This is a genomic window from Geomonas propionica (genome assembly GCF_016458235.1).
GTDB lineage: Bacteria > Desulfobacterota > Desulfuromonadia > Geobacterales > Geobacteraceae > Geomonas > Geomonas propionica.
In genome coordinates this window covers 155,447-178,531 of sequence record NZ_JAEMHK010000010.1, presented here as the reverse complement: position 1 = coordinate 178,531, position 23,085 = coordinate 155,447, and the positions used below count along the sequence as shown (strand labels likewise).

The window sequence follows — 23,085 nt, the reverse complement described above, 5'->3', positions numbered from 1 at the left end:
CCAAACATGGCGCGCTCCCTCGGGGGCGCGCTTTTTTTTTCATGTGCGGCGGAACCCGTCGCCTCTAAGTGTTAAACTTCTAGCTTTCCGAAAAGGTGCATGACACCGATGCTTATACCGTTATTACCTTGACAATTGTCACATCTGAATATATATAAGAATTCGAATATATCTCGATGCGATATTCTGACTGTACCGGCAAGGAGGTTTCCGGGTGAATCACAGATTGCTACCGCTCATCGCTCTGCTCGCCGCATCCTTTGCGGCGCCTGCTTTTGGCGAGGTGGTCACGCTGCCTGAGGCGGTCAAGCGCGCCCTGCAAAGTAACCACCTTCTCAAGGCGGCCTCGCTGGAGCGCGGTGCGGCGGAGCATGATGTGGCGTCCAGCCGGAGTCGTTACCTTCCCCGCGTGGCGCTGGATAGCGGCGCCGTCCTCTCCAACACGCCCAGCGCGGTCTTCATGATGAAGCTGGACGAGGGGCGCATCAACCCGGGGAAGGACTTCGCCGCCGACACCCTGAACAACCCTTCGCCCCGCGGCGATTTCAAGACTGCGGTGACGCTGGAGCAGCCGTTGATCGATTTCGGTATCTCCACCGGCGTGGCCCTGGCGGGGAAAGGTTCGGAGGCTGCAGCGTTCTCCGAGGAGGCGAAACGCGAGGAGATCGCCTTCCGCGTCTATCTGGCCTACCTGGGCGTCCGCAAGGCGCTGGCCTATCGCGAGGTGGCCGACCAGGCGCTTCTGAATGCGCGGGAGCACGATCGCCTGGCGGCGGTGCGCGAGAAGGACGGCATCGGTCTCAAGTCGGACCGGCTGCGCACCGCGACCTCGGTCGCCCAGGCGGACCAACGCGTGATCTCGGCGAAAAACGACCTGCTGCTCGCCCGGCTCAGGCTCAACTTGGTGGTCGGCGGAGCGCAGGGAGAGCCTCTTGATGTGGCGGAACTCCCCAAGCTGGCGGAGCCCGCGCAAGAGCTGGAACAACTGATTGCCCTGGCGCGGCAGAATCGCCCGGATCTGAAGCTGGCTGAGAATTCGGAGCAGCGCGGCGAACTGGCGGTCAGGCAGGCGAAAAACGCCTATCTTCCCACCCTGTATGCGCGGGGGAGCTACCAGATCAACGATCGGGACATCCCCTTGGGGACTGACAAGGATTCCTGGACCGTCGGTGTCAACCTGCGCTGGGACCTCTTCGATGGCGGCAAGCGCTCCCATGACAAGGAGAAGGCGGAGCTTGTGCGCCAGAGCGCGGCGGAAGTGCTGGAAAACGAGCGCAGGGAAGTGGCGCTGCAGGTGACCGAGAGCGTGCTGCGCCGCCAGGAGGCGCGCCTGAAATTGGAAAGCGCGCAGTCCGCAGTGCGGGATGCCGAGGAAAGTCGGCGCCTGGTGACGCTGCGTTTCGGCAACGGGCTGTCATCCCTGGTCGAGGTGATGGACGCGGAGACCGCGCTCACCCAGGCCCGCGCCAACTTGGTGGAGGTCGACAACGGCTTCCACGCCGCTACCGGAGAGATCTACTTCCGCACTGGCGTGTTTGTTAAGGAGGTTCTGCAATGAGACCATATCGGGCGGCATTGATTGCCCTAGTGATAGCGAGCGCCTTCGGCTGCGGCAAGAAGGAGGGGCACAGCGTCGCTCCGGCTCCGCCGCCGGTGGTTAAGGGCGCCACGGTGCAGACCCTTGCGGCGGAGGATCTTCCTGACGTCCAGGAGGCGGTCGGCACGGTGCGGGCGCGCAACAGCGCCCAAATCGCGGCCCGGATTCCCGGCAGCGTGAGCCGGGTCTTTGTGCGCGAAGGGGACCGGGTCGGCCGGGGTACGCTGCTCGTCGCCATCGAGGCCGTTGAAAGCGGTGCCGCTGCGGCCGGCGCGGCGTCCGGTGTCGAGGAGGCGGCGCGCGCCCTCTCCGAGGCGCAGGCGCAGAAGAAGTTGGCCGACGTTACCTTCGACCGGTACTCCCGTCTCTTTGCCGAGCAGGCGGTGACCCGCCAGGAGTACGACACCCGGAAGACAGAGCAGGAGGTGGCGGCGCAGGGGGTGGCAAGGGCCGAGGCGCGCCTGGCCCAGGCCCGGCACGGTGCCAAGGCCGCTGGCGCGGTAGCCGGGTACGGCAGGGTGACTTCTCCCATCTCCGGCGTGGTGGTCGCCAAGCAGGTCGAGGCGGGGCAGACCGTCTTCCCGGGGACGCCGCTTCTGACCGTCGAAGGGGATGAAGGTTTCCGCCTGGAAGTGGCCGCCCCCGAGATGCTTCTGGGTAAGGTGAAGGCGGGTGACCAGATCGGTATCGCGGTAGAGGGGGCGCCGGCGACCGGTCGCGTCGCCGAGGTGGTCCCGGTGGTGGATCCCGCCACCCGCACCTTCACCGTAAAGGTCGATCTCCCCTCCAAGGGGCTTCGTTCCGGCAGTTACGGCAAGGCCTTCTTCAAGACCGGCTCCCGCAAGGGGGTCGCGGTCCCGGAAACGGCGGTGGTGCAGCGTTCCTCGCTAACCTCGGTGTGGGTGGTGTCCCCCGAGGGGCTCGCCCGCCTGCGCCTGGTCAAGCCCGGACGGGCACAGGGCGGACGCGTGGAGATCCTCTCCGGCCTCGCCCCCGGCGAAAAAGTAGTCACGGCAGGCCTCGACAAGATGGTAGATGGCGCCAAGGTGCAGTAGGTCGGAGAACTTCATGAACAACCTCGGCTTCGCGGGGAAGATTGCCCGCGCTTTCATAGATTCCAAGCTGACGCCGCTCATCGTGGTGGCTTCGCTCTTGATCGGGCTCTACTCGGTCATCGCGACGCCGCGCGAGGAGGAGCCGCAGATCAATGTCCCCATGGTGGACATCTACCTCCCCATGCCCGGCTCTTCCCCGAAAGAGGTCGAGGAGCGGGTGGTGACCACCTTCGAGAAGAAGATCTGGGAGATCAACGGCGTCGAGTACATCTACTCCGCCAGCCGCCAGGGGATGGGCATCATCACGGTCCGCTTCCTGGTCGGCGAGAGCATGGAAGACTCCCTGGTCAAGCTCTACAACAAGGTGATGAGCAACCGCAACCTCCTCCCTCCCGGCGCCGGCGAACCGCTGGTGGTCTCGAAGTCCATCGACGACGTCCCGATCCTCTCGCTCACCCTCTGGTCGGACCGCTACGACCACAACGCGCTGCGCCGCGTGGCGCGCGAACTGTGCGACGACCTGCAGAAGGTGGATAACGTCGCCCACTCGGAGATCAAGGGGGGGCTGTCGCGCGAGCTCAAGGTGCAGCTCGACCCGGCCCGGCTCTCTTCCTACGGACTGACCCCGCTCGCCGTTATGAGCGCACTGGAGAAGGCCAATGTGTCGCAACGTGCCGGCACCTTCGCCTCGGGCAACCGCGAATACACCCTGGAAGCGGGGGGCTTCATCGCGGATCCCTCCGATGCCGGCCGCCTGGTGGTCAGTGTCAAGGACGGCCGCCCGGTCTACCTCTCTGACGTCGCCACGGTGACCGACGGGGTGCAGGAGCCCAAGGACTTCGTCTTCTTCGGCCTCGGCCCGGCAGCGGCCCAAAAAAACCTGAAAGGTGGCGCCGCCGACTATCCGGCGGTGACCATCGCCATCGCCAAAAGGAAGGGGGCCAACGCCACCTGGGTGGCCGAAGACCTCCTGAAGCGGGTCGAGTTCCAGAAGGGGAAGCTGATCCCCTCGGAGATGCAGGTCACCGTCACCAGGAACTACGGCGAAACGGCCAAGGACAAGAACGACGAGCTGTTGTTCCACATGTTCCTGGCCGCGATCTCGGTCACCATCCTGATCGCCGTCTTCATGGGGTGGCGCGCCGGCGCGGTGGCGGCCATCGCGATCCCGGTGACGCTCGCGCTCACCATGTTCATCTTCAACCGGATCGGCTACACGCTGAACCGGATCACGCTATTCGCGCTGATCTTCTCCATCGGCATCCTGGTGGACGACGCCATCGTGGTGGTGGAGAACATCCACCGCTACTTCACCACGACCACCTTCAAGCCGCTGGAGGCGGCGGTCCGGGCGGTGGATGAGATCGGTAACCCGACCATGCTGGCCACCCTGGCGGTGATCGCCTCCATTCTCCCGATGGGGTTCGTGGGCGGGCTCATGGGCCCGTACATGCGCCCGATTCCGGTGGGCGCCTCTATGGCCATGGTGTTCTCGCTCCTGATCGCGCTGATCGTCACCCCCTACTTCGCCTACCGCTTCATGAAGGGGGAGTCGCACTACGGCAGCGAGGCCGCTCCCGAAGAAACGTGGATGACCCGGTTCTACCGGCGCATGATGGGGCGACTGTTGCACGACGCCAAGGTGCGCCACGGCTTCCTGGCCATGGTGGTCATCCTGCTGATCCTGTCCTGCTCGCTGATCTACTTCAAGGCCGTCACGGTCAAGATGCTTCCCTTCGACAACAAGAGCGAGCTGCAGTTGATCGTGGACGCGCCGGAGGGGACGACGCTCGAGGAGAACGCGCGCATGGTGGCGGAGCTTGGCGACGCGCTCAGGAAGGTGCCCGAGGTGACCGATTTCCAGAGTTACGTCGGCACCAGTTCCCCCTTCAACTTCAATGGGTTGGTGCGCCACTATTACCTGCGCCAGGGGCCGAGTGTCGCCGAGATCCAGGTCAACCTGGAGGGCAAGGACGAAAGAAGCAGCCAGTCGCACGACATCGCCAAACGGATCCGTCCCACGCTGAAGGCGATCACCGACCGCTACGGCGCGCGCCTCAAGGTGGCCGAGATCCCGCCGGGACCGCCGGTCCTCTCTACCCTGGTGGCCGAGGTCTACGGCCCGGACCAGCAAAGCCGCGTGGACATCGCCAGGAAGATACGCGACATCTTCAAAAACACGGCGGGTGTGGTCGATGTCGACTGGTACCAGGAGGACGATCAGCCCACCTTGCGCTTTGAGGTAGATCGCGAGAAGGCCGCGCTCTCCGGCGTGGACGCGGCCCAGGTGGTGCAGACCTTGAAGCTTGCCGTGGGCGGGACCGATGTCGGGCTCATGCACGTGCCGCAGGAGAAGGAGCCGATCCGGATCAACCTGCGCCTGCCGGTCGGTTCCCGAAGCGACGTCTCCTCCCTCTCGTCCATCTACGTCGCCGGGAGCAAGGGGAACGTGCCGCTCTCCGAGCTCGTGCGCGTGGTGCGCGGCGTGGAAGAGAAATCGCTTTATCGCAAGAACATGAAGAGCGTGGTCTACGTCATCGGCGACGTCGCCGGCAAGATCGAGGCGCCGGTCTACGCCATCCTGAAGATGCGCAAGGATATCGATAACATCCCGCTTCCGGGGGGGTACCACATCGAGCAGCGCGCCGCCTCCCAGCCCTGGAGCGAGGAGCGCCCCGGCATCAAGTGGGACGGCGAATGGCACATCACCTACGAGGTGTTCCGCGACTTGGGTGCCGCCTTCGCGGCGGTCATGGTGCTCATCTACGTGCTGGTGGTGGCCTGGTTCCGCGACTTCACCACGCCGCTGGTGATCATGGCGCCCATCCCGCTCACCCTGATCGGCATCCTGCCGGGTCACGCCATCATGGGGGCTTTCTTCACGGCGACCAGTATGATAGGCTTCATCGCCTTGGCTGGGATCATCGTAAGGAACTCCATCATCCTCATCGACTTCGCCGAACTGCGGCGCCGGGAGGGGATGGCGCTGGACGAGGCGATCATCGACGCGGGTGCGGTCCGTTTCCGCCCCATGCTGCTCACGGCGGCGGCGGTCGTCGTCGGGAGTTTCGTTATCCTGTTCGACCCGATCTTCCAGGGGCTCGCGCTGGCCATGATGTGCGGCGAAATCGCCTCCACCACGCTTTCCAGGATCACCATCCCGATCCTGTATTTCATGGTGCAGTCGTGGAAGGAAAAACATAGAAAACCGGTTGAGGTAGCGCCTTAACCTGCCTTTAGGAGGATTCAGTGTTCTGGTTGCGAAAAAATGTCGCTGAAAAAGTGAATGGGGAATCGGTAGCCGAGAAGGTTGCCAACGAGGCGGAAGGGTTCTACCGCTCCGGCAAGATGCACTGCGCCGAGGCGGTGCTCGCGGCGGTGAAAAACGAATTCCTGCCCGAGGCGGGAGACGAACTGGTGCACTTGGCCTCCGGTTTCGGCGGAGGCTCTGGCGCCGGCTGCATCTGCGGCGCGGTGGCCGGCGGCACCATGGCCATCGGCCTCGTGGTTAAGGACCGTAAGGCGGCCGCCGCGCTGACCAAAGAGCTGCACCACTGGTTCAAGGACCAGTACCGCGTCACCTGCTGCAAGGCGCTCACCGCTGACGGCAAAAAGCGCTGCGTCGAGTTCACCGCCAATACGGCGGGCAAAGTCGCCGAACTGCTGCAGCAAACGAAGTAACTGGATAAACGGGAGGTTCGCATGTACATCGACAGACTGTTGAGGCTTATCGCCGGCACCTTCACCCTGATCTCCCTGGCGCTGGCCCACTTTCACAATCCGAACTGGCTCTGGTTCACCGCCTTCATCGGCTTGAACCTGCTCCAGTCCGGCTTCACCAACTGGTGCCCGATGATGACCATCCTGGACAAGCTGGGCGTGCCCAAGCTGCCGCCGGCAGAGTGCCGCAAATGATCTGCCGCATCCGGGTCCTCTGCGACAACACCGCCGGGGCGATTTCCGGAACGCTCGGGGAGCACGGCTTCGCCGCCTTGGTACAGGCTGGGGACCAGCCGCTCCTTTTCGACACCGGTGGCGGGCACACGCTTTTGCACAACGCCCAACGCATGAACGTGGACCTGAAAAGCGTGGACCAAGTGGTGCTCTCCCATGGCCATTACGACCATGCCGGTGGGCTCTGGCCGCTTTTGCAGGCGGCGGGTCCCAAGCGGATACTGGCGCACCCCGGGGTCTTCACCCGGCGCTACGTGCTCCGCGAGGGGAGCACCCGCTCGGTCGGCATCCCGTATTCCGAGGATTTTCTGACCGGGCTCGGGGCGAGCTTTTCCTACAGCGACGCCTTCCGCGAGGTGATGCCCGGCGTGTTTCTCACCGGCGAGGTGCCGCGGGCTACCAGCTACGAGGAAGGGGATGCCGGGCTGTTCTGCGACGAAGCCGGCTGCCAGAGGGACCAGGTCACCGACGACCAATCCCTGGTCATCGTGACCGAGAAGGGGCTTTTGCTGCTTTTGGGATGCTGCCACGCCGGCGTCGTGAACACCCTGGAGTTGGCGCGGGAGCGGACCGGGGTGGAACAGGTCTACGGGGTGGTGGGAGGGTGCCATCTCGCCTTCTCTTCGCAGCCCCAGATTGACGCCACCATCAAAGCGCTGAAGCGCTACGGGCTGAAGAAGATCTGTCCCGGCCATTGCACTGGTTTTCATGCCGCCGCGCGGCTCGCTACCGCTTTTCCAGGCGGATTCAAGCCGATGCAGGTGGGATACGTACTGGAAGTAGACTAGTTCATATCGCAAAGAGAGGTTTATTCATGAGATTCATCGCCGTACTGTTTTCCGTTTTGCTGCTGACAGCTTCCCTTTCCCAGGCCGTCGAGCCCGCCAACGTCACCTCGAGGCAGGCGCAGGCGCTATTGGCCAAGAACGCCAAGATGGTGCTGCTGGATGTGCGCACCCCGGACGAGTATCGCCAGGCGCACCTGAAGGGGGCGCAGTTGATCCCGCTGGGGGAATTGAACCGACGCGTGCAGGAGGTTCCCCGCGACCGGCCGGTGCTGGTGTACTGCGCCGTGGGCGCCCGCTCCTCCACCGCAGCCAGCTTCCTCGCTACCAAGGGGTACCGCGAGATTTACAACATGACCGACGGCATCGTCGGCTGGTACAAGAACGGCCTGCCGCTGCAGATGGGTCGCTAGCGCCTTCCCCCTCCCCATCCCTCCCCCTCCGGGGGAGGGAGCCCCAGCCCCCTTCCCCAACTTCCGGTTTTCCCTTATTCCCATAAATCCCATCACTCCCACAATTCCCATCCTCTCTCCCTCTGGTAAACTTTTGCAGTTCTTTTGGCTCAAGCTATGCACAAGGGTTCCGATAAGCAAAAACAGGGCTTTGAAGCTGGAGGTGTCATGCAGGAGGAACGTGAAAACCTGGCGGCGCGCCTGCTGGAGGAAGTGGATTGCGGAGCGGTCTACCTCGACGCCGGCGGCAAGGTGCTCTTCATCAACCGCAGGGCCGAGGACATCCTGCACGTCGAGCGTGCCAAGGTCCTCGGGAAGCGGGTGGACATGCTGCCGCTTCGCACACCTATCTATCGCGTGCTCAGCGAGAACGCGCAGGACGAGCCGGTGGAGGTCAGCATCGACGGGGCGGTGATCCAGGTCCGCTCCGCGCCCTTGGGCGGGTCCGCGCCGGAAGGGGAACTCTACCAGCTGCGCGACATCAGCCACGACAAGAAGGAAAAACGCCAGCGCGAGGAGTTCGTGGCCATGATGACCCACGACCTCAAGTCGCCGCTTACCGTGATCATGGGATACATGCAGGCGCTCATGGGGGAGATGCCCTCAAAGATGGACCCCTCGCTACATCCCTTCGTGAAGGAGATGGACAAGAGCGCGGTCAAGATGCTCTCCATGATCGACGACGTCCTGGACGCCTACCGCCTGGAGGCGGGGCTTTTGCAGATCGACCGTCAGCCCTGCGACGCCCACGCCCTCCTGGAGGGGTGCTGCCGCGACGGCGAGCAGGAGGCCGCGGTGCACGGCTCCTACTTCCTGAGCGAGCTCTGCGACGGCCTTCCGCCACTGGAGCTGGACGAAAAGCAGATTACCCGGGTCTTCGCCAACCTGATCGGCAACGCGGTCAAGTTCACCCCCAGGCGCGGCACCATCAGCGTCACCAGCACCATCGAGGGGGACTGCCTGCTGGTCCGGGTCAGCGATACCGGCATAGGGATCCCCGAGAGCGAGCTGCCGCGCATCTTCAACAAGTACTTTCGAGCCTCGGGGGCCCAGGGGTTCAAGGGGACCGGGCTCGGGCTCACCATCAGCAAGGCGATAGTCGAGGCGCACGGCGGCAGCATCCGCGTCGAGAGCAGCGCCGGCAAAGGGAGCTGCTTCTCGGTCCTTTTGCCGCTGCACAGCGAACGGTGCAGCTTCACATCCTGATTTAAGGGTTAAAGTTCCCGTCATCCTGCGCCGATTAGGCAGTCATCGGGCTACTCCGTCACAAGAAGAATAAGCCGCCCCGGGCGCGCACAGATAAACAGCCAAGGAGGAGAACAGCATGGGCAACGTATTGATAGTGGACGATTCCTCGACCATGAGAAAGATCATTTCCCGCAGCCTGCGCCAGGCGGGGCTCGCCATCGACGACATCTACGAGGCCGGCGACGGTATCGAGGCCCTCTCCGCCATGGAGGGGAAAACCATCGACTTGATCCTCTCCGACATAAACATGCCCAACATGGACGGACTGGAGTTCATCAAGTGCGTCCGGGGCAAAGGGGTCAACACCCCGATCGTGATGATCACCACCGAGGGGGGGGAGGACATCCTCAAGGAGGCGATCAACAACGGCGCCAGCGACAGCATCAAGAAACCGTTCACGCCCGACCAGTTGAACGAGAAGCTCGGAGGACTTTTATGATGTCCCTGAACCAGGATATCGCAGCCGCGACACACCTTCAGGAGGCGGATCTGGCGACCTATGTCATCAACGCCACCAAGGAGGTGTTCGAAACCATGGTGATGATGGCCCTGGAGGACAGCTATCCCCTCAAGGAGCCGGTCACCTCTTTCCACTGCTCGGTCACCGGCATGGTCGGCCTGGCGGGGACCTATACCGGCATCCTTTCCATCCACTGCCCGCAGCACCTGGCCTTGCGGATCACCTCCAACATGCTGGGGATGGACGTGGAGGAGGTGGGCGAGGACGTTAACGACGCGTTGGGCGAGATCGCCAACATGCTCGGCGGCTACGTGAAGCAGATCCTCTCCAAGGGGGGGCTGGACATCAACCTCTCCATCCCCACGGTCATCTCCGGTGAGGATTACACGGTCAACTCCATGGCCGACAGCGATTGCGTCATCATCCCCTTCACCAACGAGGGTGACCGCTTCCTGGTCGGGTTGAAACTCAAGAAGGAAGTCTAGGCGGTACGGTAATGGCTGCATTCGAAAAACTACAATCCATGCTGGACGCCGCCATGAAGCAGGCCGGGGAGGAGAGCAGCATGCTCCTGGGCCAGAGCATGTCCGTGGCCGCCTCCGACGTCCTCAACACCAACCGCACGAGCTACCTGGGGGACGAGGATAATCCCATCTACGTGGTGGGTGTGGAGTCGCGGGAGGCGTATCCCGGCTTCTTCTACCTCCTCTTCTCGCTGGGCGACACCATCGTCATGAGCTCCATCCTTTTGGGGATCCCGGGGCCGAGGATACAGGAGAAGCGCCGGCTTTCCATCCAGGAACCGGACGACGTGGACGCCTTCGGCGAGATCGCCAACCAGATCATCGGCTCCTTCAACTCGGTGTTCCAGCCCAACCTGCCGGACAAGGTGCATCTGAAGCTCCTCCCGCCGCAGAAGTACGTTCCCGGCACCGACCCGCTCAGCGATGAGCTCCCGTTCCCGGACGGCGAGTACCTGATGTACCGTGCCCCCCTGCAGATCGAGGGGCACGAGATGAACATGGTGGACATCCTGATCCCCCATCCCCTGGCCAACCTCTTCGACCCGCAGCCGGAGGAGGCTGCGGTCGAGGCTGAGCCCGAGGTCGAGGCGGCCGCCGAGGAAAGCGCCGGTCCGCTCCCCTCCATCCTGGTGCTGGGCGACGACCAGGGGCGCCAGGAGCTGGTGCTGGGGCTGGCCGACAGCGGCCTCAACCTGATCGACGCCCCCTTGGGTGCCGACCTCCCGGGGCTCTTCGCCCAGGGCGAGGTCCGTGCCGCATTCATCTTCCTGAAGCAGACCTCCGACCGCGACCTGGCCATCTGCAAGCGGGTGGTCCCGATGGTGGACCGTAGCGGCGGGGCAGTTCTGCTCTCAGCCCCCGAGTGGACCCGCACTGCGGTGCTGAAGGCGCTCAAGGCGGGGGTGAAGGGGGTTGTCATGCCCCCCTACGCCCCGCACGAACTCGCCGAAAAGCTGGAGCAGATCCTGCACCACTGACAGGCGAGTCAAAAAAACATCCCCGGGCTTCGTTTTTTTGACTGGCCGGCCGCCTCAGGCGCGCTGCCGGCGCCATGAAAAAAATCCTCGCTGGTAAAACCCCGCAGTTACGACAGGTTGGCGCGACGATGCCGGCGCGCGCCCCTACGGCATGCCTTTTGCCTTGCACTCCCCCATGACCTTTACGCTGCGCATACCCGCCCCCGGTCTTCTCCTGGGGCTCGTCACGATACTGCTCGCCTGCGCCCAGCCGCAAAGCGTCCTGGCGCAGCAGGAAAACCGCCTGTTGCGCATCGCGGTGCACCCCCACCAGGGGTACACCAGGGTCAACCTCTTTTTCCAGTCCCCCCCCGACTACACGCTCCGGGCCCTTCCCGGGCGGGTCAGGCTCGAGGTGCGCGACGCCGATTCCCCCAGCTTCAAGAAACTGCGTGCCTTGAACGACAAGCAGGTCGCCGGTGTCACCACGTCACAACTGCGCGGCGCGCTCAACGTCTCCATCCCGATGCGCGTGGCGGACGCCGGTGTCCAGGTGGTCTCCTGTGCCAACCCGAGTGTGCTGTCGCTGGACATCGGTCCCGGGTTGAAGCGGGCGGTGCGGGTCGACATCGCCCCCGGGCGGGAGCCGATTCTCTCCGGCACCGAGCGTTTCGTGCGCGATTTCGACGCCGATCCCGGCGGGGTCCCCTTCGCCCCCACCGACGGCAAGGTCCTCAAGGGGCTCCTTCCCGAGGGGGAGGCGCTCCTGTTCCAGCAGGGGGAAAGCCTCTTGTACCGGGACCGGGCCGAGGAGGCGGTCAACGTCTTCTCCATGTTCACCAACAAGGCCACTGGCCCCAAGGCGCTCGCCTGCTACCGGCTCGGCGAGGCGCTGGAGCGGCTGGGACGGCACCAGGACGCGGTCTCCTACTTCAGACAGGGGGAGGGGCTCTGGCCCCAGTACCTGGAGCAGGCACCGGAACTGCTGCAGCCCTACTCCGACGCGCTGTCTCGGACCGGCAACTTCCCCGCCGCGCGCGCCATGCTGCTGCGCCTCATGGACCGCTACCTGGGCACCCCCTACCAGGCCGAACTCCTGAACCGCCTGGCCGACCTCATCGAGCGCAACGGGCAGAAGGAGGCGGCGCTGGCCATGTACCGCAGCGTGGTGGTCTACTCCCCCGGGAGCGCCGCCGCCGGCAGGGCGCGCCTGAAGCTCGCCGACCGCGACCTTTTCACCCTCTCCCGCGACCGCTACCAGGAACTGCTGGCCAAGTACCGGGCCATCTACCAGGAACCGGGCGATCCCGCCTCGCGCGACGAGGCGCTCTTCAAGATGACGCTGCTCCTCTCGCTGTACGCCTCCCCAAAGGAGGCCCTGGAGACCGTAGTCACCTATGACCGGCGCTACCCGCGCGGCATCTTCAGCACCATCATCAAGAAGATGCGGGAGGAGATCCTCTTCCCGGTGTACCAGGATCTGGCCGCCTCCGGCAACGACCAGGGGCTGGTACAACTCGCTCTCGACAACCGGGAGTACCTGGCCCGCTGCTTCGGCGATCCCGGCTTCGCCGAGAGGATTGCCCAGGCCTTCGAGAAGACCGGCGCCACAGCTAAGGAGCTGGAGCTCTTCGGCTACCTGCAGCAGAAGAACTGGGCCGCAGGCAGCGCCCCCTTCCTCGTGGCCCGCATGGTGGACGATGCCGTCGCCTTCGGCAACGTGCCGCTGGCCGAGGCGACCGCGCGCGACTTCCTGGCCCGCTTCCCCCGCGATCCGCACCTGGGGCGGGTGCGCGAGCAGTTGGGGCGACTGGCCTTCGAGCGGGGCGACCTCCCCGGAGCAGCGGCGCAGCTTGCCTTTCTGGGCGCCAAGGGTGCCCAGGCGCAGCTGCCGGAGAGCGAATACTACCTGGGCAAGGCGCTAACGGCGGCCAAGGACCACGGTGGCGCGGTGCGCAGCCTGTCCCGGTTCACCGCGGCGGCCAAGCGGGATGATCCGTTCCTCCCGGACGGTTACTTCACCCTGGCCACGGCCCTCGCCGCCGGTCACGATTACCAGCGGGCTCTGGCGGCCTGCCAGGTGGGGGGGAGCGTAGCCTCCGGCGAGATGAGCGGCCAGTTCCTGTACAAGACCGGGGAGCTGCAGCTGCAGCTGGGCGAGGTGCGCCAGGCCAAGGCGAGCTGGGACAAGGCCGCCGGCCTGGGCGGCACCTGGGGCAAGCTCGCCGCCGAGGCGGTCAGCGACCTGAACTGGCGCATGAAGATTGCGGGACAGCTCCCTTGACGCTGTCAAAAAGATGACCCGGCCGTGGCTCGGCGGTGTAACCTGCCGAAAACAGGAGCCAGCCGTGGGTGGTACGCCTTTTGCTGTTGCAGCTTGGCGACCAAGGAGGAAGAGATGCCAGTACAAGGATTATTCGGGACCAGCGTTGAACTTCTGGGCAAGACCCTGGACCTTAGGGCGAAGCGGCAGACCATGATCTCGGCCAACCTGGCCAACGTGGAGACGCCGGGCTACACCAGCACCGACCTCTCCTTCGAGGGGCAGCTGAAGAGCGCCCTGAAGCAGGGTCCCAACGCCGGTTCGGTGACCAACCCGCGCCACATCCCGCTCAAGGGTGGCTCAGCGGCCTCCCTGGAGAAGGTGCAGGGTGACGTGGTCGAGGTGAATTCCCGCAACATGGCCCCCGACGGCAACGGCGTGGAGATGGAGACCGAGATGGGGCGCCTGGCCGAGAACCAGATCATGTACAACGCCAGCGTGCAGATCCTCAGCAAGAAGTTCGAGGAACTGAAGCAGGCCATAAGGGGTACCTTATAATGGACTTTTTCACTTCCATGGACATCAGCGCCTCGGCCCTCGCCGCCGAGCGCACCCGCATGAACCTGATCTCCTCCAACCTGGCCAACGTCAACTCCACCAGGACCGCGGAGGGGGGACCGTACCGGCGCAAGGACGCGGTGTTCACGGCCACCCCGGTCAAGGAAGGGAACTCCTTCGGGGCCGCGCTCTCCCGCGCCAACGATGCCAGGAGTGTCCAGGTGACCCAGATCAACGAAGACCAGAGGCCACCCAGGCTGCAGTACGAGCCGGGGCACCCCGACGCGGACCCTAACGGCTACGTGGCCTACCCCAACGTCAACGTGGTGGAGGAGATGGCCGACATGATCACGGCCAGCCGCAGCTATGAGGCGAACATTACGGCGACCCAGGCAGCCAAGAGCATGGCGTTGAAGACGCTTGACCTGCTGCGCTAGGTAACGGAGGCAATAGATGGAAATATCGGCACTTACCAAGGTAGGCGGACTCTCCCAGGCTTTTCCCACCCAGGAGACGCAGGGGATCCAGGGGGCGCAGGGCAACCCCACTGTCGGTTTCGGCAAGTTTCTGGAGGAAATGGTCTCCAAGGTGAACGAGCAGCAGGGCGTCGCCGACCGCTCCATCCAGGGGCTCGCCACCGGCGAGAGCAAGGGGCTGCACGAGGTGATGCTCGCGGTGGAAAAGGCGAGTATCTCCTTCCAGATGCTGACCCAGGTGCGCAACAAGGCGGTCGAGGCGTACCAGGAGATCATGAGGATGCCGGTTTAAAAGGGTAAGGGGATACCATGCCGGAAGGGCTTAAAAAACTGCTGGAACCTTTTCTCGCCATGTCGACCGGGAAGCGGATGGTCGTTGCGGGGGTGGCGGTCGCGTCGCTGCTCGCCTTCGCCGCGCTGATCACCGTGGCGAACAAGACCGACTACCGTCCGCTGTTCGCCAACCTGAACAGCGACGACGCCGGCGAGATTGTCAAAAAATTGAAAGAGCAGAAGGTCCCCTACCAGATCGCCGCCGACGGCAAGGCGATCCTGGTGCCTTCGGACAAGGTGTACGACCTGAGGCTCTCCATGGCCAGCGACGGTCTCCCCCAGGGGGGCGGCGTCGGCTACGAGATCTTCGACCGCAAGAACTTCGGCATGACCGAGTTCGTGCAGAAGCTGAACTATCAGCGCGCCTTGCAGGGCGAGCTGTCGCGTACCATCTCCCAGATCGCCGGGGTCGAGTCGGCCCGGGTGCACCTGGCCATACCCGAGAAGACCCTGTTCAAGGACTCCGAGAAGCCGGCCACCGCCTCGGTCGTGCTCAAGATGAAATCGAACCGGTTGCTGCGGGAGGCCGAGGTGCAGGGGATCGTGCACCTGGTCGCCTCGTCCATCGAGGGGATGGACCCGGAGCAGGTCACCGTCCTGGACAGCCGGGGCAAGATGCTCTCCGGCAGCACCACCTCCGACCCGGCCAGCAAGCTCACCGGCTCGCGCCAGGAGACCCAGCGCAACTTCGAGAAGACCCAGGAGGACAAGCTGCAGACGCTCTTGGACCGCGTGGTCGGCTCCGGCAAGTGCGTGGCGCGGGTCACCGCCAACTTCGACTTCAAGCAGGTCGAGAAGTACGAGGAGCGCTACGACCCCGAGTCCGCCGCGGTGAGAAGCGAGCAGAGAAGCGAGGAGAAGGGGGGCACCACGACCAGCGCCTCCGGCGTTCCCGGCGCGCAGACCAACCTCGGCCGTGCCCCCGGCGCAGCTCCCGGCCAGAGTGGCGGCGGCTCGAAAACCGATGAAACCCTGAACTACGAGGTGAGCCGCTCCACCGCCCGCATCATCGAGCCGGTGGGGGCGCTCTCCAAGGTGTCGGTGGCGGTCCTGGTGGACGGCAAGTACGACCTCCCGGTGGGGGCGAAGCCGGGTGCGCAGCCCAAGTACCAGCCCCGCACCCCGGACGAGATGCAGAAGATCGAGGCGCTGGTGAAGAGTGCCGTCGGCTTCAACGCCGAGCGCGGCGACCAGGTCACCGTGGCCAACATCCCGTTCCAGGAGACCGGCGAGACCGGCAGCGAGGCGCCCAAGTGGTACGACGCCCCCATCGTGCAGACCCTGATCAAGAACGGCCTGATCGGGCTTGGCTTCCTGGCCCTGATCCTGTTCGTGCTCCGGCCGCTGTTGAAGATGCTGAAGAGCGAGAAGCCGGCCACCTCGTTCATGCCGGTGCAGGATGAGGCCGAGAACGCCCACATGCTCGAGATGCAGCGGATGGCCCAGGAGAAGATGCGGGTGACCCAGATCGAGCTGGTGGAGAAGGTGAAGCAGGACCCCTACCAGGCCGCCCAGATCCTGCAGAACTGGCTGTCGCGCAAGGAATAGATGAAAACCATGACCTTTAGAGGTGCAGCATGACCGGAGCCGAAAAGGCCGCCATACTCCTTTTGTACCTGGGCCCCGAGGCGACCGCCAAGGTATTCGGGCATATGGACGACGGCGATATCAAGCGGATCAGCCAGAGCATGTCCAAGCTCGGCCACGTCCCGCGCGAGGAGATCGCCTCGGTGGTGGAGGAGTTCACCGACATCACCAACCCGGAAACCGGCTTTTTCTCCCAAGGGGAGGAGTTCGTCAAAAAGATCCTGGAGAAGGCGCTGGGTCCGCTGCGTGCCGAGACCCTCTTGCAGGAGATCCGCACCTCGGGTATCGGCGACATGGCCGACATCCTCTCCACCATGGACCCCCGCACCATCGCCAACTTCTTTTCCCAGGAGCACCCGCAGACCATCGCGGTGGTGCTGGCCAAGCTGAAGCCGAAGCAGACCAGCGAGATTATCGCCCTCTTGCCGCAGGAGCTGCAGGCCGAGGTGGTGATCCGCATCGCGGAGGTGGACCAGGTCTCGCCGGAGATCCTGGCCGAGATCGACGAGGTGATTCGGGTGGAATTGACCGCCCTGGGCGGGGTGCAGCGCTTCAAGGTCGGCGGCGTGGAGAAGGTGGTGGACATGTTCGCGCACCTCGACCGCAGCCGCGAGAAGAAGATCCTGGACAAGCTCGACACCATGAACCCGCCGCTGGCCGAGGTGATCAGGAAGCACCTGTTCACCTTCGAGGACATCTTCAAGCTGGACGACCGCGCCATCCAGTCCATCATGCGCGAGGTCTCCAACGACACCCTGACCCTAGCCATGAAGACCTCGGTGGACGAGGTCAAGGACAAGATCTTCCGCAACATCTCCAGCCGCGCGGCCGAGATGATCAAGGAGGACCTGGAGGTCATGGGGCCGGTACGTCTCTCCGACGTGGAGAAGGCGCAGAGCGAGATCATCAAGATCGTCCGGAAGATGGAGGAGGAAGGGAAGGTGGTCATCGCGGGACGCGGGGCGGAAGATGTCCTCGTTTAAGATCATCAGGAAGGGGATCGCCTCCGCGGCCTACACCTTGGAGCCGCTGGGAGACGTGCTGGTTCCCCCGACCGGGCAGGAGGTGTTCCGTCCCATCCAGTTGGGGGGGGAGGAACCCGCTCCGGTCGAGGAAGAAGAGGAGCCCGAGGTCGCTCCCGCCATGATCGCCGAGGATGAGGCGCTGAGAAGGATCCAGCAGGCCCATGCCGAGGGGATCAAGAAGGGGAGGCAGCAGGCCGAGGAGGATCTGGCCAAGGTGAGCGAGGCGCTGGCCCAGGGGCTCTTGTCAACGGGGGCCTTGCGCGCCCAGCTCATGCACGACGCGGAGGAGGACCTCCTGAAGCTCTCGGTGCTGATCGCCCGCAAGGTGATGCTGCGCGAGCTCTCCCTGGACCCGGGCCTCATCGCGGGGCTGGTGCACGGAGCGGTGGAGCTGGCCGCGGACGAAGGCGAGATCGTGGTGCGGTTGAACCTCGAGGAGTACCAGGTGGTGGCGTACTCGCCGCAGTTCCAGGCGCTCACCCGGGACCGCAAGAAGATCACGCTACGCGAGGACCCCGCGCTGGGTCCGGCGAGCTGCCTGGTGGAGACGGTGCGCGGCAACATCGACGCCGGTCTCGACGCCCAGCTCGAGGAGATCATGCGCCGGCTCTCCGAGGAGAAGAACGCGCGGCGGGAGGAAGAAGAACGTGGGGATTGATCTGGCGCGCTACATGCCGGTGGTCGAGGCGGCCAAGCCGGTGCGCTTCCACGGCAAGGTGACCCAGGTGGTCGGCCTGGTCATCGAGGGGTTCTGCCCGGAGACCGCAGTGGGGAGCGTGTGCGAGGTCCACTCCGAGGGGCATCCCTCCATTCCCGCCGAGGTGGTCGGTTTCCGCGACAACAAGACCCTGCTGATGCCGCTGGGGGAGTTGCGCGGCGTGGGACTGGGGAGCGTCATTTCGGTTCGGCGCGAGAAGGCGGCCCTGGGGGTCGGCCCGGCGCTGTTGGGGCGGGTCATCGACGGTCTGGGCGAACCCATCGACGACAAGGGCCCCATCGAGACCGTGGACGAATACCCGATCTACGCCCTCCCGGTGAACCCGATGAAAAGGCGCCCGATAAGGAAGCCCTTGAACCTCGGCATCCGCCCCATCAACGGTCTGTTGACCTGCGGCGAGGGGCAAAGGGTCGGCATCATGGCCGGCTCCGGCGTGGGCAAGTCGACCCTCCTGGGCATGATCGCCCGCTACACCGAGGCCGACGTCAACGTGATCGCCCTGATCGGCGAGCGCGGCAGGGAGCTGCGGGAATTCATCGAGAAGGACCTGCAGGCGGAAGGGCTCAGGAAATCGGTCGTGGTGGTGGCGACCTCCGATCAGCCCCCGCTGGTGCGCATGCGCGGCGCCTACATAGCGACCACCATCGCCGAGTATTTTCAGGCCCAGGGAAAGAAGGTGCTCCTCATGATGGATTCCGCCACCCGTTTCGCCATGGCGATGCGCGAGGTGGGGCTGGCCATCGGCGAGCCCCCCACCACCAAGGGGTACACCCCGAGCGTGTTCGCGGCGCTGCCGAGGCTTTTGGAGCGGACCGGCAACTTCCAGGGGGGGAGCATCACCGGCCTCTACACGGTCCTGGTCGAGGGGGACGACTTCAACGAGCCGATTTCCGACGCCATGCGCAGCATCCTGGACGGGCACATCATCCTGACCCGGGAGTTGGCGGCCCGGAACATCTATCCCCCTATCGACCTCTTGAACAGCGCGAGCCGCGTCATGAGCGACGTGACCAGCCGTGAGCACCGGGCGCTTGCCGGGCAGTTCAAGGAGACCCTGGCCACCTACCGCCAGGCCGAGGACATGATCAACATCGGCGCCTACAAGGCAGGCAGCAACCCGAAAATCGATCTTGCCATCTCCCGGATGGACCAGATGATCGCCTACCTGAAGCAGGACGTGGCGGACCAGGTCACCTTCGAGGAGTCGATCGAGGCCCTGGCGCGGATCTTCGGAACAGGCAGTCTAAACGATTAGCAGGCCGCAGCGTAGCGGCGGACAGAAGATAACAGTGAGGTTGCGGGGGCTTGCCCACCGTAGCCTTGGCGAAGGTGGGTGGGAGGTAGACCGTGGCAGGACAGGAATTCAGGCTCGAACAGGTGCTCAAGTTCCGCAAGGAAGTGGAGAAAATGCACCAACTGGAACTCGCGGCGGCCAAGCAGCAGCACGAGAGCGCCAGGGAGCGGCTGAAGAACGAGAAGGCCATGATGGAGCAACTGGAGCAGGAATGCGCCCAGCGGCAGGCGTCAGGTATCGAGGCCAAGGACCTGCAGCTCTATGGCGACTTCTCCCGGCGCAAATCCCAGGAGATCCACCAGTTGCGCGACAGCCTGGTGCTGCTGGAGAAGGCGGTCCAGGAAAAGCGCGAGGCGCTCATGGTCGCAGCCAAGGAAAAGAAGGCGCTGGAGGTCTTCAAGGAGAAGAAGATGCGGGACCTGAGGTTGGAGCAGTTGAACCGCGAACGGGCCTTCCTGGACGAGATTGCCATCCAGGGGAGGGGGCATAAGTGAAAAAGCTGATCGGCGCGCTGGTGCTGTTGCTTGTGGCCCTGCCGCTGTTATGGAACGAACGCGACTTTTTTCAGGCCCAGGCGGCCGAGGTGAAGAACCCGCCCCGCTCGCTCTCCAGCGACGGCGCGGCCCTGGAGACCAAACGGCAGCAACTGGCGCAGAAGGAGGCGGCGCTTGCCGCCAAGGAAGCGGCCTTGAACCAACTCTCTGCCAAGCTCGACGCCCGGGTGGCCGAGCTGAACGCGGCCAAGAAGGGGATCGAGGAATCGCTCACCGCCAAGAAGAAGCAGGACGACGACCGCTACAAGAAGATGATCAAGATATACAAGGGGTTGAAGCCTGAAGAGGCAGGGAACCTGCTCAACAAGCTGGACGACAAGATGGTGATCCAGATGTTGAACCAGATGGACCAGAAAACTGCGGTGAAGCTGATCCCCTTCATCAGCCAGCCCCGGGTCCTGGAGTGGACCAGGCTGAACCTCGCCGGCAAGTAACCGGCTGACCTCTGTTCGAACCGCTGCTTACCGCGGCGGATTCCGACCGGTTGCGTATCGGCGCAGCCGTATTTCAAGAAAGAGGAGGTGACACGTACATGATGGTTCAAAACGCAGCATTTATTCCAGACGCCATCCCGGCCCCAGCGGCGCAAAGCGGGATGGCAAACGCAGCGGCAGCCCCCGGTGCGGGGGTGTTCCAGCAGCTGCTGCAGGGGAGGCAGACCCCGGGGAGACCCGCCGAGACGCCGGCACGACCGACGTCGGAGCAGCACCCGAAGGCCCCTTCCCGTTCCGCCAAGGCCGACGACAAAGCCAGACCGGCTCAGGCACAGGAAACCGGTTCCTCACACGAGGAAAAACCCGCCCGCGCAGCACACGCATCGGCGGCAGCAAAGGCGGCGGGCAAGCACCAAGCCCGCAAGGCCGACTCCGACCAGGACGCGGCGCAGCCGGCGCAGGAAACGGCAGCGGAGGCCGCGGCCGGAAACGCGGCGACGGAACCGGCGCTGCCGGCGACGCCGGAAAGCGCGCTTGCCAGTGAGGCAGGCGAGGCGGCAACCGGGACGGTCCCGGAAGTGAAGCCGGACCCGAACCCCGGGCTGGTAGTGGCCATGGCCGTGGTCGAGGCCAAGGTGGCGGCAAGGGGCGAGGACGCCAACGCGGCAGCAGGCACCACCGCGTTGGAAAGGCTCGCAGCCCTGCAGCAGCGCACGCAGCAAGACCCGGCGGCGGCAACGGCAGCAGGCGCAGGCGAGGTGCAAGCGGAGCTGGCGCAGCAGGCAGCGCAACAGCAGCAACAGACCACCACCGGCACGTCCGGTAACCAGCTTGGCCAGAAGGCCGAGTCGGCGCAGCTTCCCCCCGCACAGGGGCAAGCCCCGGTGGTCGCTTCGACGGGCGCGACAGAAGGAGCGCAGGTTGACAAGCCCCAGACGCAGGTTGCGCCAGCAGCGGGCGAGCGGCAGGAAGCTCCGGCACTGCCGGATGCCGCCAAAACCGCCGTCACGGCCGATCAGACGGTGGCAGCCGCCCACCTGGCGGCGAAGGAAACGGGTGCCGGGCGCTTCGTGGCCATGCCGGTCAGAAAGCAGGCAGAGCCGGGAGCGACCGATCCCGCAACGGCAGCAGTGGCCGGACAGGAGAGCGCGCCGGTCGAGCAGGACGCGGCCGCGACGCAGGATGCAGCAGTAGCGCAGGACGCGACCCCGCAGCAGGTGCAGACCCCGCAACCGGGGACGGCCGGCGCGGCAGCCGCGGATAACAAGGGCACCACGGTCCGGGAGATTAGGCCCGAGGTGGCAGCGGCGCAGGTGAAGGCGCACCCGGAACAGCAGGGGGAACCGGCAGCGGTGTCCCAGGAGCAGGCTGGCCAGGCGGATCAGGCCGCCCAGCCGCAACGCAAGGACTCGCACCAGGCCGAACCCGGCAAGCAGGTGCGGGAAGCGGTGCAGGCCCAGCAGGGCAACGTCGTCAAAAACGCTGCAGAGGACGTTTCCGGCACCAAGAGTGCAGCGACGGCAACAGCCAAATCGGTCTCCGAGCTGGCAGCGGCGCGGGATACGTCGGGCTCCCAGGGGGAGCAGGGACAGTCGCACCAGAAAGGGCAGGAAAACCAGAACGGCCAGATGCTGGGCGTCGGACTGACGGCGCAGGGGACCCCGGCGGAAGCGGTGCAGGGGGAAACCAAGCTGGCCGGCAAAAGCCTGCTGCACGAAAACATCCTTTCCCAGGTCCGGGAAGGGGTGGTGACCCACGACGGCAAGGGAAACGGCCAGATGAGCATCAGGCTGAACCCCGGCGAGCTGGGAGAGCTGAAGATCCAGCTCCGCATGGAGAACAACCGGCTCAACGTGGAGGTCCACGCGGACAACGGCATGGTCAAGGACCTCCTGATGAGCAACCTCGACTCGCTGCGCGAGGCGCTTTCCGGGAAGAATCTCACCATGGAAGGGTTCAACGTCTCCACAGGCGGTGGCGGGTTCAACGCGCCCCTCAACGAGGAGAGGGGGAATCAGCAGCAGCAACAGCCCCAAAGGTTCGCCCGGGGCGCAGGGTACGACGGACAGGATGCACCCCGGGTCAATTATCTGACTGCCGAGGTCAACAGCCTGCTCGACGTACGATTCTAACAAGGAGGTAGTGATGATAACCGACGCAACATCCGCAGCAACCACGGCCTCGGCCTCGGCAGCGATGAAGAAAGCGACCGGCATGAACAAGGACGATTTCCTGAAATTGTTCGTGACCCAGCTGCAGAACCAGGACCCCCTGAATCCGCAGGACGGTACCCAGTTCATCTCGCAGCTCGCCCAGCTCACCCAGGTCGAGCAGGCCTACAACACCAACACCAACCTGCAGAACCTCTTGGGTCAGGGAAGCAACGCGGGCACCCTCGCGGCGGTATCGCTGATCGGCAAGCAGGTGGAGGCGGCCGGCTCACAGGTGGAACTCACCTCCGGGAGCAGCAGCGCCATCAACTACAACCTCGGGAAGAGCGCGCAAACGGTCACCGTTTCCGTCCTCGATGCCAACGGCAAGGTGGTCAAGACCATCACTGGCGGCGCCCAGAACTCGGGCAACAACAGCGTCACCTGGGACGGCACCGACAACTCGGGCGCGGCCCTCACCCCTGGCGCCTACAGCTTCTCCGTCTCCGCGAAGGACGCGGCGGGAAGCGCCATCTCCGCCACCGGCCTGGTGCGCGGCAAAGTGAACGGCGTCGACATGTCCGGCAGCACCCCGGTGCTCTCGATAGGGGCGCTGAAAATCAACCTGACCGATGTCAGCTCGGTGACCGAGGGAGCCTAAG

Annotated in this window: 23 protein-coding genes; all 23 read left to right on the top strand. The window is 64.7% G+C overall.

Annotated elements, in window-relative coordinates:
- The first annotated feature begins 214 nt into the window (after window positions 1-214).
- The 23 genes from JFN90_RS14280 to JFN90_RS14170 all read left to right on the top strand — a co-directional run bounded on the left by JFN90_RS14280 (window position 215) and on the right by JFN90_RS14170 (window position 23,084).
- A complete protein-coding gene (locus tag JFN90_RS14280; protein WP_199395789.1) occupies window positions 215-1,558 on the top strand; it encodes a TolC family protein in 1,344 nt (447 codons plus the stop codon).
- Complete coding sequence (locus JFN90_RS14275; RefSeq protein ID WP_199395788.1) at window positions 1,555-2,652, top strand: efflux RND transporter periplasmic adaptor subunit; 1,098 nt, start codon at window positions 1,555-1,557, stop codon at window positions 2,650-2,652. The genes JFN90_RS14280 and JFN90_RS14275 overlap by 4 nt, the downstream gene beginning before the upstream one ends.
- Before the next feature lie 13 nt (window positions 2,653-2,665).
- On the top strand, window positions 2,666-5,881 hold the full coding sequence (locus tag JFN90_RS14270) for an efflux RND transporter permease subunit (RefSeq protein ID WP_199395787.1): 3,216 nt from the start codon (window positions 2,666-2,668) through the stop codon (window positions 5,879-5,881).
- A 20-nt stretch (window positions 5,882-5,901) separates the two neighbouring features.
- Window positions 5,902-6,333 carry a C-GCAxxG-C-C family protein gene (locus JFN90_RS14265; protein WP_199395786.1) on the top strand — a complete coding sequence of 144 codons (432 nt, stop codon included), beginning with the start codon at window positions 5,902-5,904 and terminating at the stop codon, window positions 6,331-6,333.
- Between the two features lie 21 nt (window positions 6,334-6,354).
- A complete protein-coding gene (locus tag JFN90_RS14260) occupies window positions 6,355-6,567 on the top strand; it encodes a YgaP family membrane protein (RefSeq protein ID WP_199395785.1) in 213 nt (70 codons plus the stop codon).
- Window positions 6,564-7,394 carry an MBL fold metallo-hydrolase gene (locus JFN90_RS14255; RefSeq protein ID WP_199395784.1) on the top strand — a complete coding sequence of 277 codons (831 nt, stop codon included), beginning with the start codon at window positions 6,564-6,566 and terminating at the stop codon, window positions 7,392-7,394. Before JFN90_RS14260 ends, JFN90_RS14255 begins: the two co-directional genes overlap by 4 nt.
- Before the next feature lie 26 nt (window positions 7,395-7,420).
- Window positions 7,421-7,804 carry a rhodanese-like domain-containing protein gene (locus JFN90_RS14250; protein ID WP_199395783.1) on the top strand — a complete coding sequence of 128 codons (384 nt, stop codon included), beginning with the start codon at window positions 7,421-7,423 and terminating at the stop codon, window positions 7,802-7,804.
- Between the two features lie 207 nt (window positions 7,805-8,011).
- Window positions 8,012-9,049 carry a sensor histidine kinase gene (locus JFN90_RS14245; RefSeq protein WP_199395782.1) on the top strand — a complete coding sequence of 346 codons (1,038 nt, stop codon included), beginning with the start codon at window positions 8,012-8,014 and terminating at the stop codon, window positions 9,047-9,049.
- A 118-nt stretch (window positions 9,050-9,167) separates the two neighbouring features.
- Window positions 9,168-9,530, top strand: coding sequence for a response regulator (locus JFN90_RS14240; protein WP_199395781.1), 363 nt, complete (start codon window positions 9,168-9,170; stop codon window positions 9,528-9,530).
- Window positions 9,527-10,036, top strand: a complete 510-nt coding sequence (locus JFN90_RS14235; protein ID WP_407931929.1) for a chemotaxis protein CheX — start codon at window positions 9,527-9,529, stop codon at window positions 10,034-10,036. The genes JFN90_RS14240 and JFN90_RS14235 overlap by 4 nt, the downstream gene beginning before the upstream one ends.
- A gap of 11 nt (window positions 10,037-10,047) precedes the next feature.
- Window positions 10,048-11,052 carry a response regulator gene (locus tag JFN90_RS14230; protein WP_199395780.1) on the top strand — a complete coding sequence of 335 codons (1,005 nt, stop codon included), beginning with the start codon at window positions 10,048-10,050 and terminating at the stop codon, window positions 11,050-11,052.
- 175 nt (window positions 11,053-11,227) lie between these two features.
- The gene (locus JFN90_RS14225) at window positions 11,228-13,315 is read left to right on the top strand and encodes a tetratricopeptide repeat protein (protein WP_199395779.1); all 2,088 of its coding nucleotides are present in this window, start codon (window positions 11,228-11,230) and stop codon (window positions 13,313-13,315) included.
- 114 nt (window positions 13,316-13,429) lie between these two features.
- Window positions 13,430-13,852, top strand: coding sequence for a flagellar basal body rod protein FlgB (flgB, locus tag JFN90_RS14220; RefSeq protein WP_199395778.1), 423 nt, complete (start codon window positions 13,430-13,432; stop codon window positions 13,850-13,852).
- Window positions 13,852-14,289: a flagellar basal body rod protein FlgC gene (flgC, locus tag JFN90_RS14215; protein WP_199395777.1), complete on the top strand. Its 438-nt coding sequence runs from the start codon at window positions 13,852-13,854 to the stop codon at window positions 14,287-14,289. The genes flgB and flgC overlap by 1 nt, the downstream gene beginning before the upstream one ends.
- A gap of 16 nt (window positions 14,290-14,305) precedes the next feature.
- Window positions 14,306-14,620 (top strand): flagellar hook-basal body complex protein FliE, encoded by a 315-nt coding sequence (gene fliE / locus JFN90_RS14210; RefSeq protein WP_199395776.1) that lies wholly within the window; start codon window positions 14,306-14,308, stop codon window positions 14,618-14,620.
- 17 nt (window positions 14,621-14,637) lie between these two features.
- Window positions 14,638-16,209, top strand: coding sequence for a flagellar basal-body MS-ring/collar protein FliF (fliF, locus tag JFN90_RS14205; protein ID WP_199395775.1), 1,572 nt, complete (start codon window positions 14,638-14,640; stop codon window positions 16,207-16,209).
- Between the two features lie 29 nt (window positions 16,210-16,238).
- Window positions 16,239-17,231, top strand: coding sequence for a flagellar motor switch protein FliG (gene fliG / locus JFN90_RS14200; RefSeq protein ID WP_199395774.1), 993 nt, complete (start codon window positions 16,239-16,241; stop codon window positions 17,229-17,231).
- A complete protein-coding gene (locus JFN90_RS14195) occupies window positions 17,218-17,931 on the top strand; it encodes a FliH/SctL family protein (RefSeq protein ID WP_199395773.1) in 714 nt (237 codons plus the stop codon). The genes fliG and JFN90_RS14195 overlap by 14 nt, the downstream gene beginning before the upstream one ends.
- Before the next feature lie 13 nt (window positions 17,932-17,944).
- Window positions 17,945-19,246, top strand: coding sequence for a flagellar protein export ATPase FliI (gene fliI, locus JFN90_RS14190; protein WP_199395828.1), 1,302 nt, complete (start codon window positions 17,945-17,947; stop codon window positions 19,244-19,246).
- Window positions 19,247-19,338: 92 nt separating this feature from the next.
- Window positions 19,339-19,779 carry a flagellar export protein FliJ gene (gene fliJ / locus JFN90_RS14185; RefSeq protein WP_199395772.1) on the top strand — a complete coding sequence of 147 codons (441 nt, stop codon included), beginning with the start codon at window positions 19,339-19,341 and terminating at the stop codon, window positions 19,777-19,779.
- Window positions 19,776-20,273 carry a MotE family protein gene (locus tag JFN90_RS14180; RefSeq protein WP_199395771.1) on the top strand — a complete coding sequence of 166 codons (498 nt, stop codon included), beginning with the start codon at window positions 19,776-19,778 and terminating at the stop codon, window positions 20,271-20,273. The genes fliJ and JFN90_RS14180 overlap by 4 nt, the downstream gene beginning before the upstream one ends.
- 98 nt (window positions 20,274-20,371) lie before the next feature.
- Window positions 20,372-22,405 (top strand): flagellar hook-length control protein FliK, encoded by a 2,034-nt coding sequence (locus JFN90_RS14175; RefSeq protein WP_199395770.1) that lies wholly within the window; start codon window positions 20,372-20,374, stop codon window positions 22,403-22,405.
- Window positions 22,406-22,418: 13 nt separating this feature from the next.
- On the top strand, window positions 22,419-23,084 hold the full coding sequence (locus JFN90_RS14170; RefSeq protein WP_199395769.1) for a flagellar hook assembly protein FlgD: 666 nt from the start codon (window positions 22,419-22,421) through the stop codon (window positions 23,082-23,084).
- Window position 23,085: the final 1 nt, after the last annotated feature.

What these genes read in the sequence shown, in the direction of transcription:
- JFN90_RS14275 (WP_199395788.1), top strand. Translation starts at nt 1,555, where the DNA reads ATGAGACCATATCGGGCGGCATTGATTGCCCTAGTGATAGCGAGCGCC.
- JFN90_RS14270 (WP_199395787.1), top strand. Translation starts at nt 2,666, where the DNA reads ATGAACAACCTCGGCTTCGCGGGGAAGATTGCCCGCGCTTTCATAGAT.
- JFN90_RS14260 (WP_199395785.1), top strand. Translation starts at nt 6,355, where the DNA reads ATGTACATCGACAGACTGTTGAGGCTTATCGCCGGCACCTTCACCCTG.
- JFN90_RS14255 (WP_199395784.1), top strand. Translation starts at nt 6,564, where the DNA reads ATGATCTGCCGCATCCGGGTCCTCTGCGACAACACCGCCGGGGCGATT.
- JFN90_RS14250 (WP_199395783.1), top strand. Translation starts at nt 7,421, where the DNA reads ATGAGATTCATCGCCGTACTGTTTTCCGTTTTGCTGCTGACAGCTTCC.
- JFN90_RS14245 (WP_199395782.1), top strand. Translation starts at nt 8,012, where the DNA reads ATGCAGGAGGAACGTGAAAACCTGGCGGCGCGCCTGCTGGAGGAAGTG.
- JFN90_RS14240 (WP_199395781.1), top strand. Translation starts at nt 9,168, where the DNA reads ATGGGCAACGTATTGATAGTGGACGATTCCTCGACCATGAGAAAGATC.
- JFN90_RS14235 (WP_407931929.1), top strand. Translation starts at nt 9,527, where the DNA reads ATGATGTCCCTGAACCAGGATATCGCAGCCGCGACACACCTTCAGGAG.
- JFN90_RS14230 (WP_199395780.1), top strand. Translation starts at nt 10,048, where the DNA reads ATGGCTGCATTCGAAAAACTACAATCCATGCTGGACGCCGCCATGAAG.
- JFN90_RS14225 (WP_199395779.1), top strand. Translation starts at nt 11,228, where the DNA reads ATGACCTTTACGCTGCGCATACCCGCCCCCGGTCTTCTCCTGGGGCTC.
- flgB (WP_199395778.1), top strand. Translation starts at nt 13,430, where the DNA reads ATGCCAGTACAAGGATTATTCGGGACCAGCGTTGAACTTCTGGGCAAG.
- flgC (WP_199395777.1), top strand. Translation starts at nt 13,852, where the DNA reads ATGGACTTTTTCACTTCCATGGACATCAGCGCCTCGGCCCTCGCCGCC.
- fliE (WP_199395776.1), top strand. Translation starts at nt 14,306, where the DNA reads ATGGAAATATCGGCACTTACCAAGGTAGGCGGACTCTCCCAGGCTTTT.
- fliF (WP_199395775.1), top strand. Translation starts at nt 14,638, where the DNA reads ATGCCGGAAGGGCTTAAAAAACTGCTGGAACCTTTTCTCGCCATGTCG.
- fliG (WP_199395774.1), top strand. Translation starts at nt 16,239, where the DNA reads ATGACCGGAGCCGAAAAGGCCGCCATACTCCTTTTGTACCTGGGCCCC.
- JFN90_RS14195 (WP_199395773.1), top strand. Translation starts at nt 17,218, where the DNA reads ATGTCCTCGTTTAAGATCATCAGGAAGGGGATCGCCTCCGCGGCCTAC.
- fliI (WP_199395828.1), top strand. Translation starts at nt 17,945, where the DNA reads ATGCCGGTGGTCGAGGCGGCCAAGCCGGTGCGCTTCCACGGCAAGGTG.
- JFN90_RS14175 (WP_199395770.1), top strand. Translation starts at nt 20,372, where the DNA reads ATGATGGTTCAAAACGCAGCATTTATTCCAGACGCCATCCCGGCCCCA.
- JFN90_RS14170 (WP_199395769.1), top strand. Translation starts at nt 22,419, where the DNA reads ATGATAACCGACGCAACATCCGCAGCAACCACGGCCTCGGCCTCGGCA.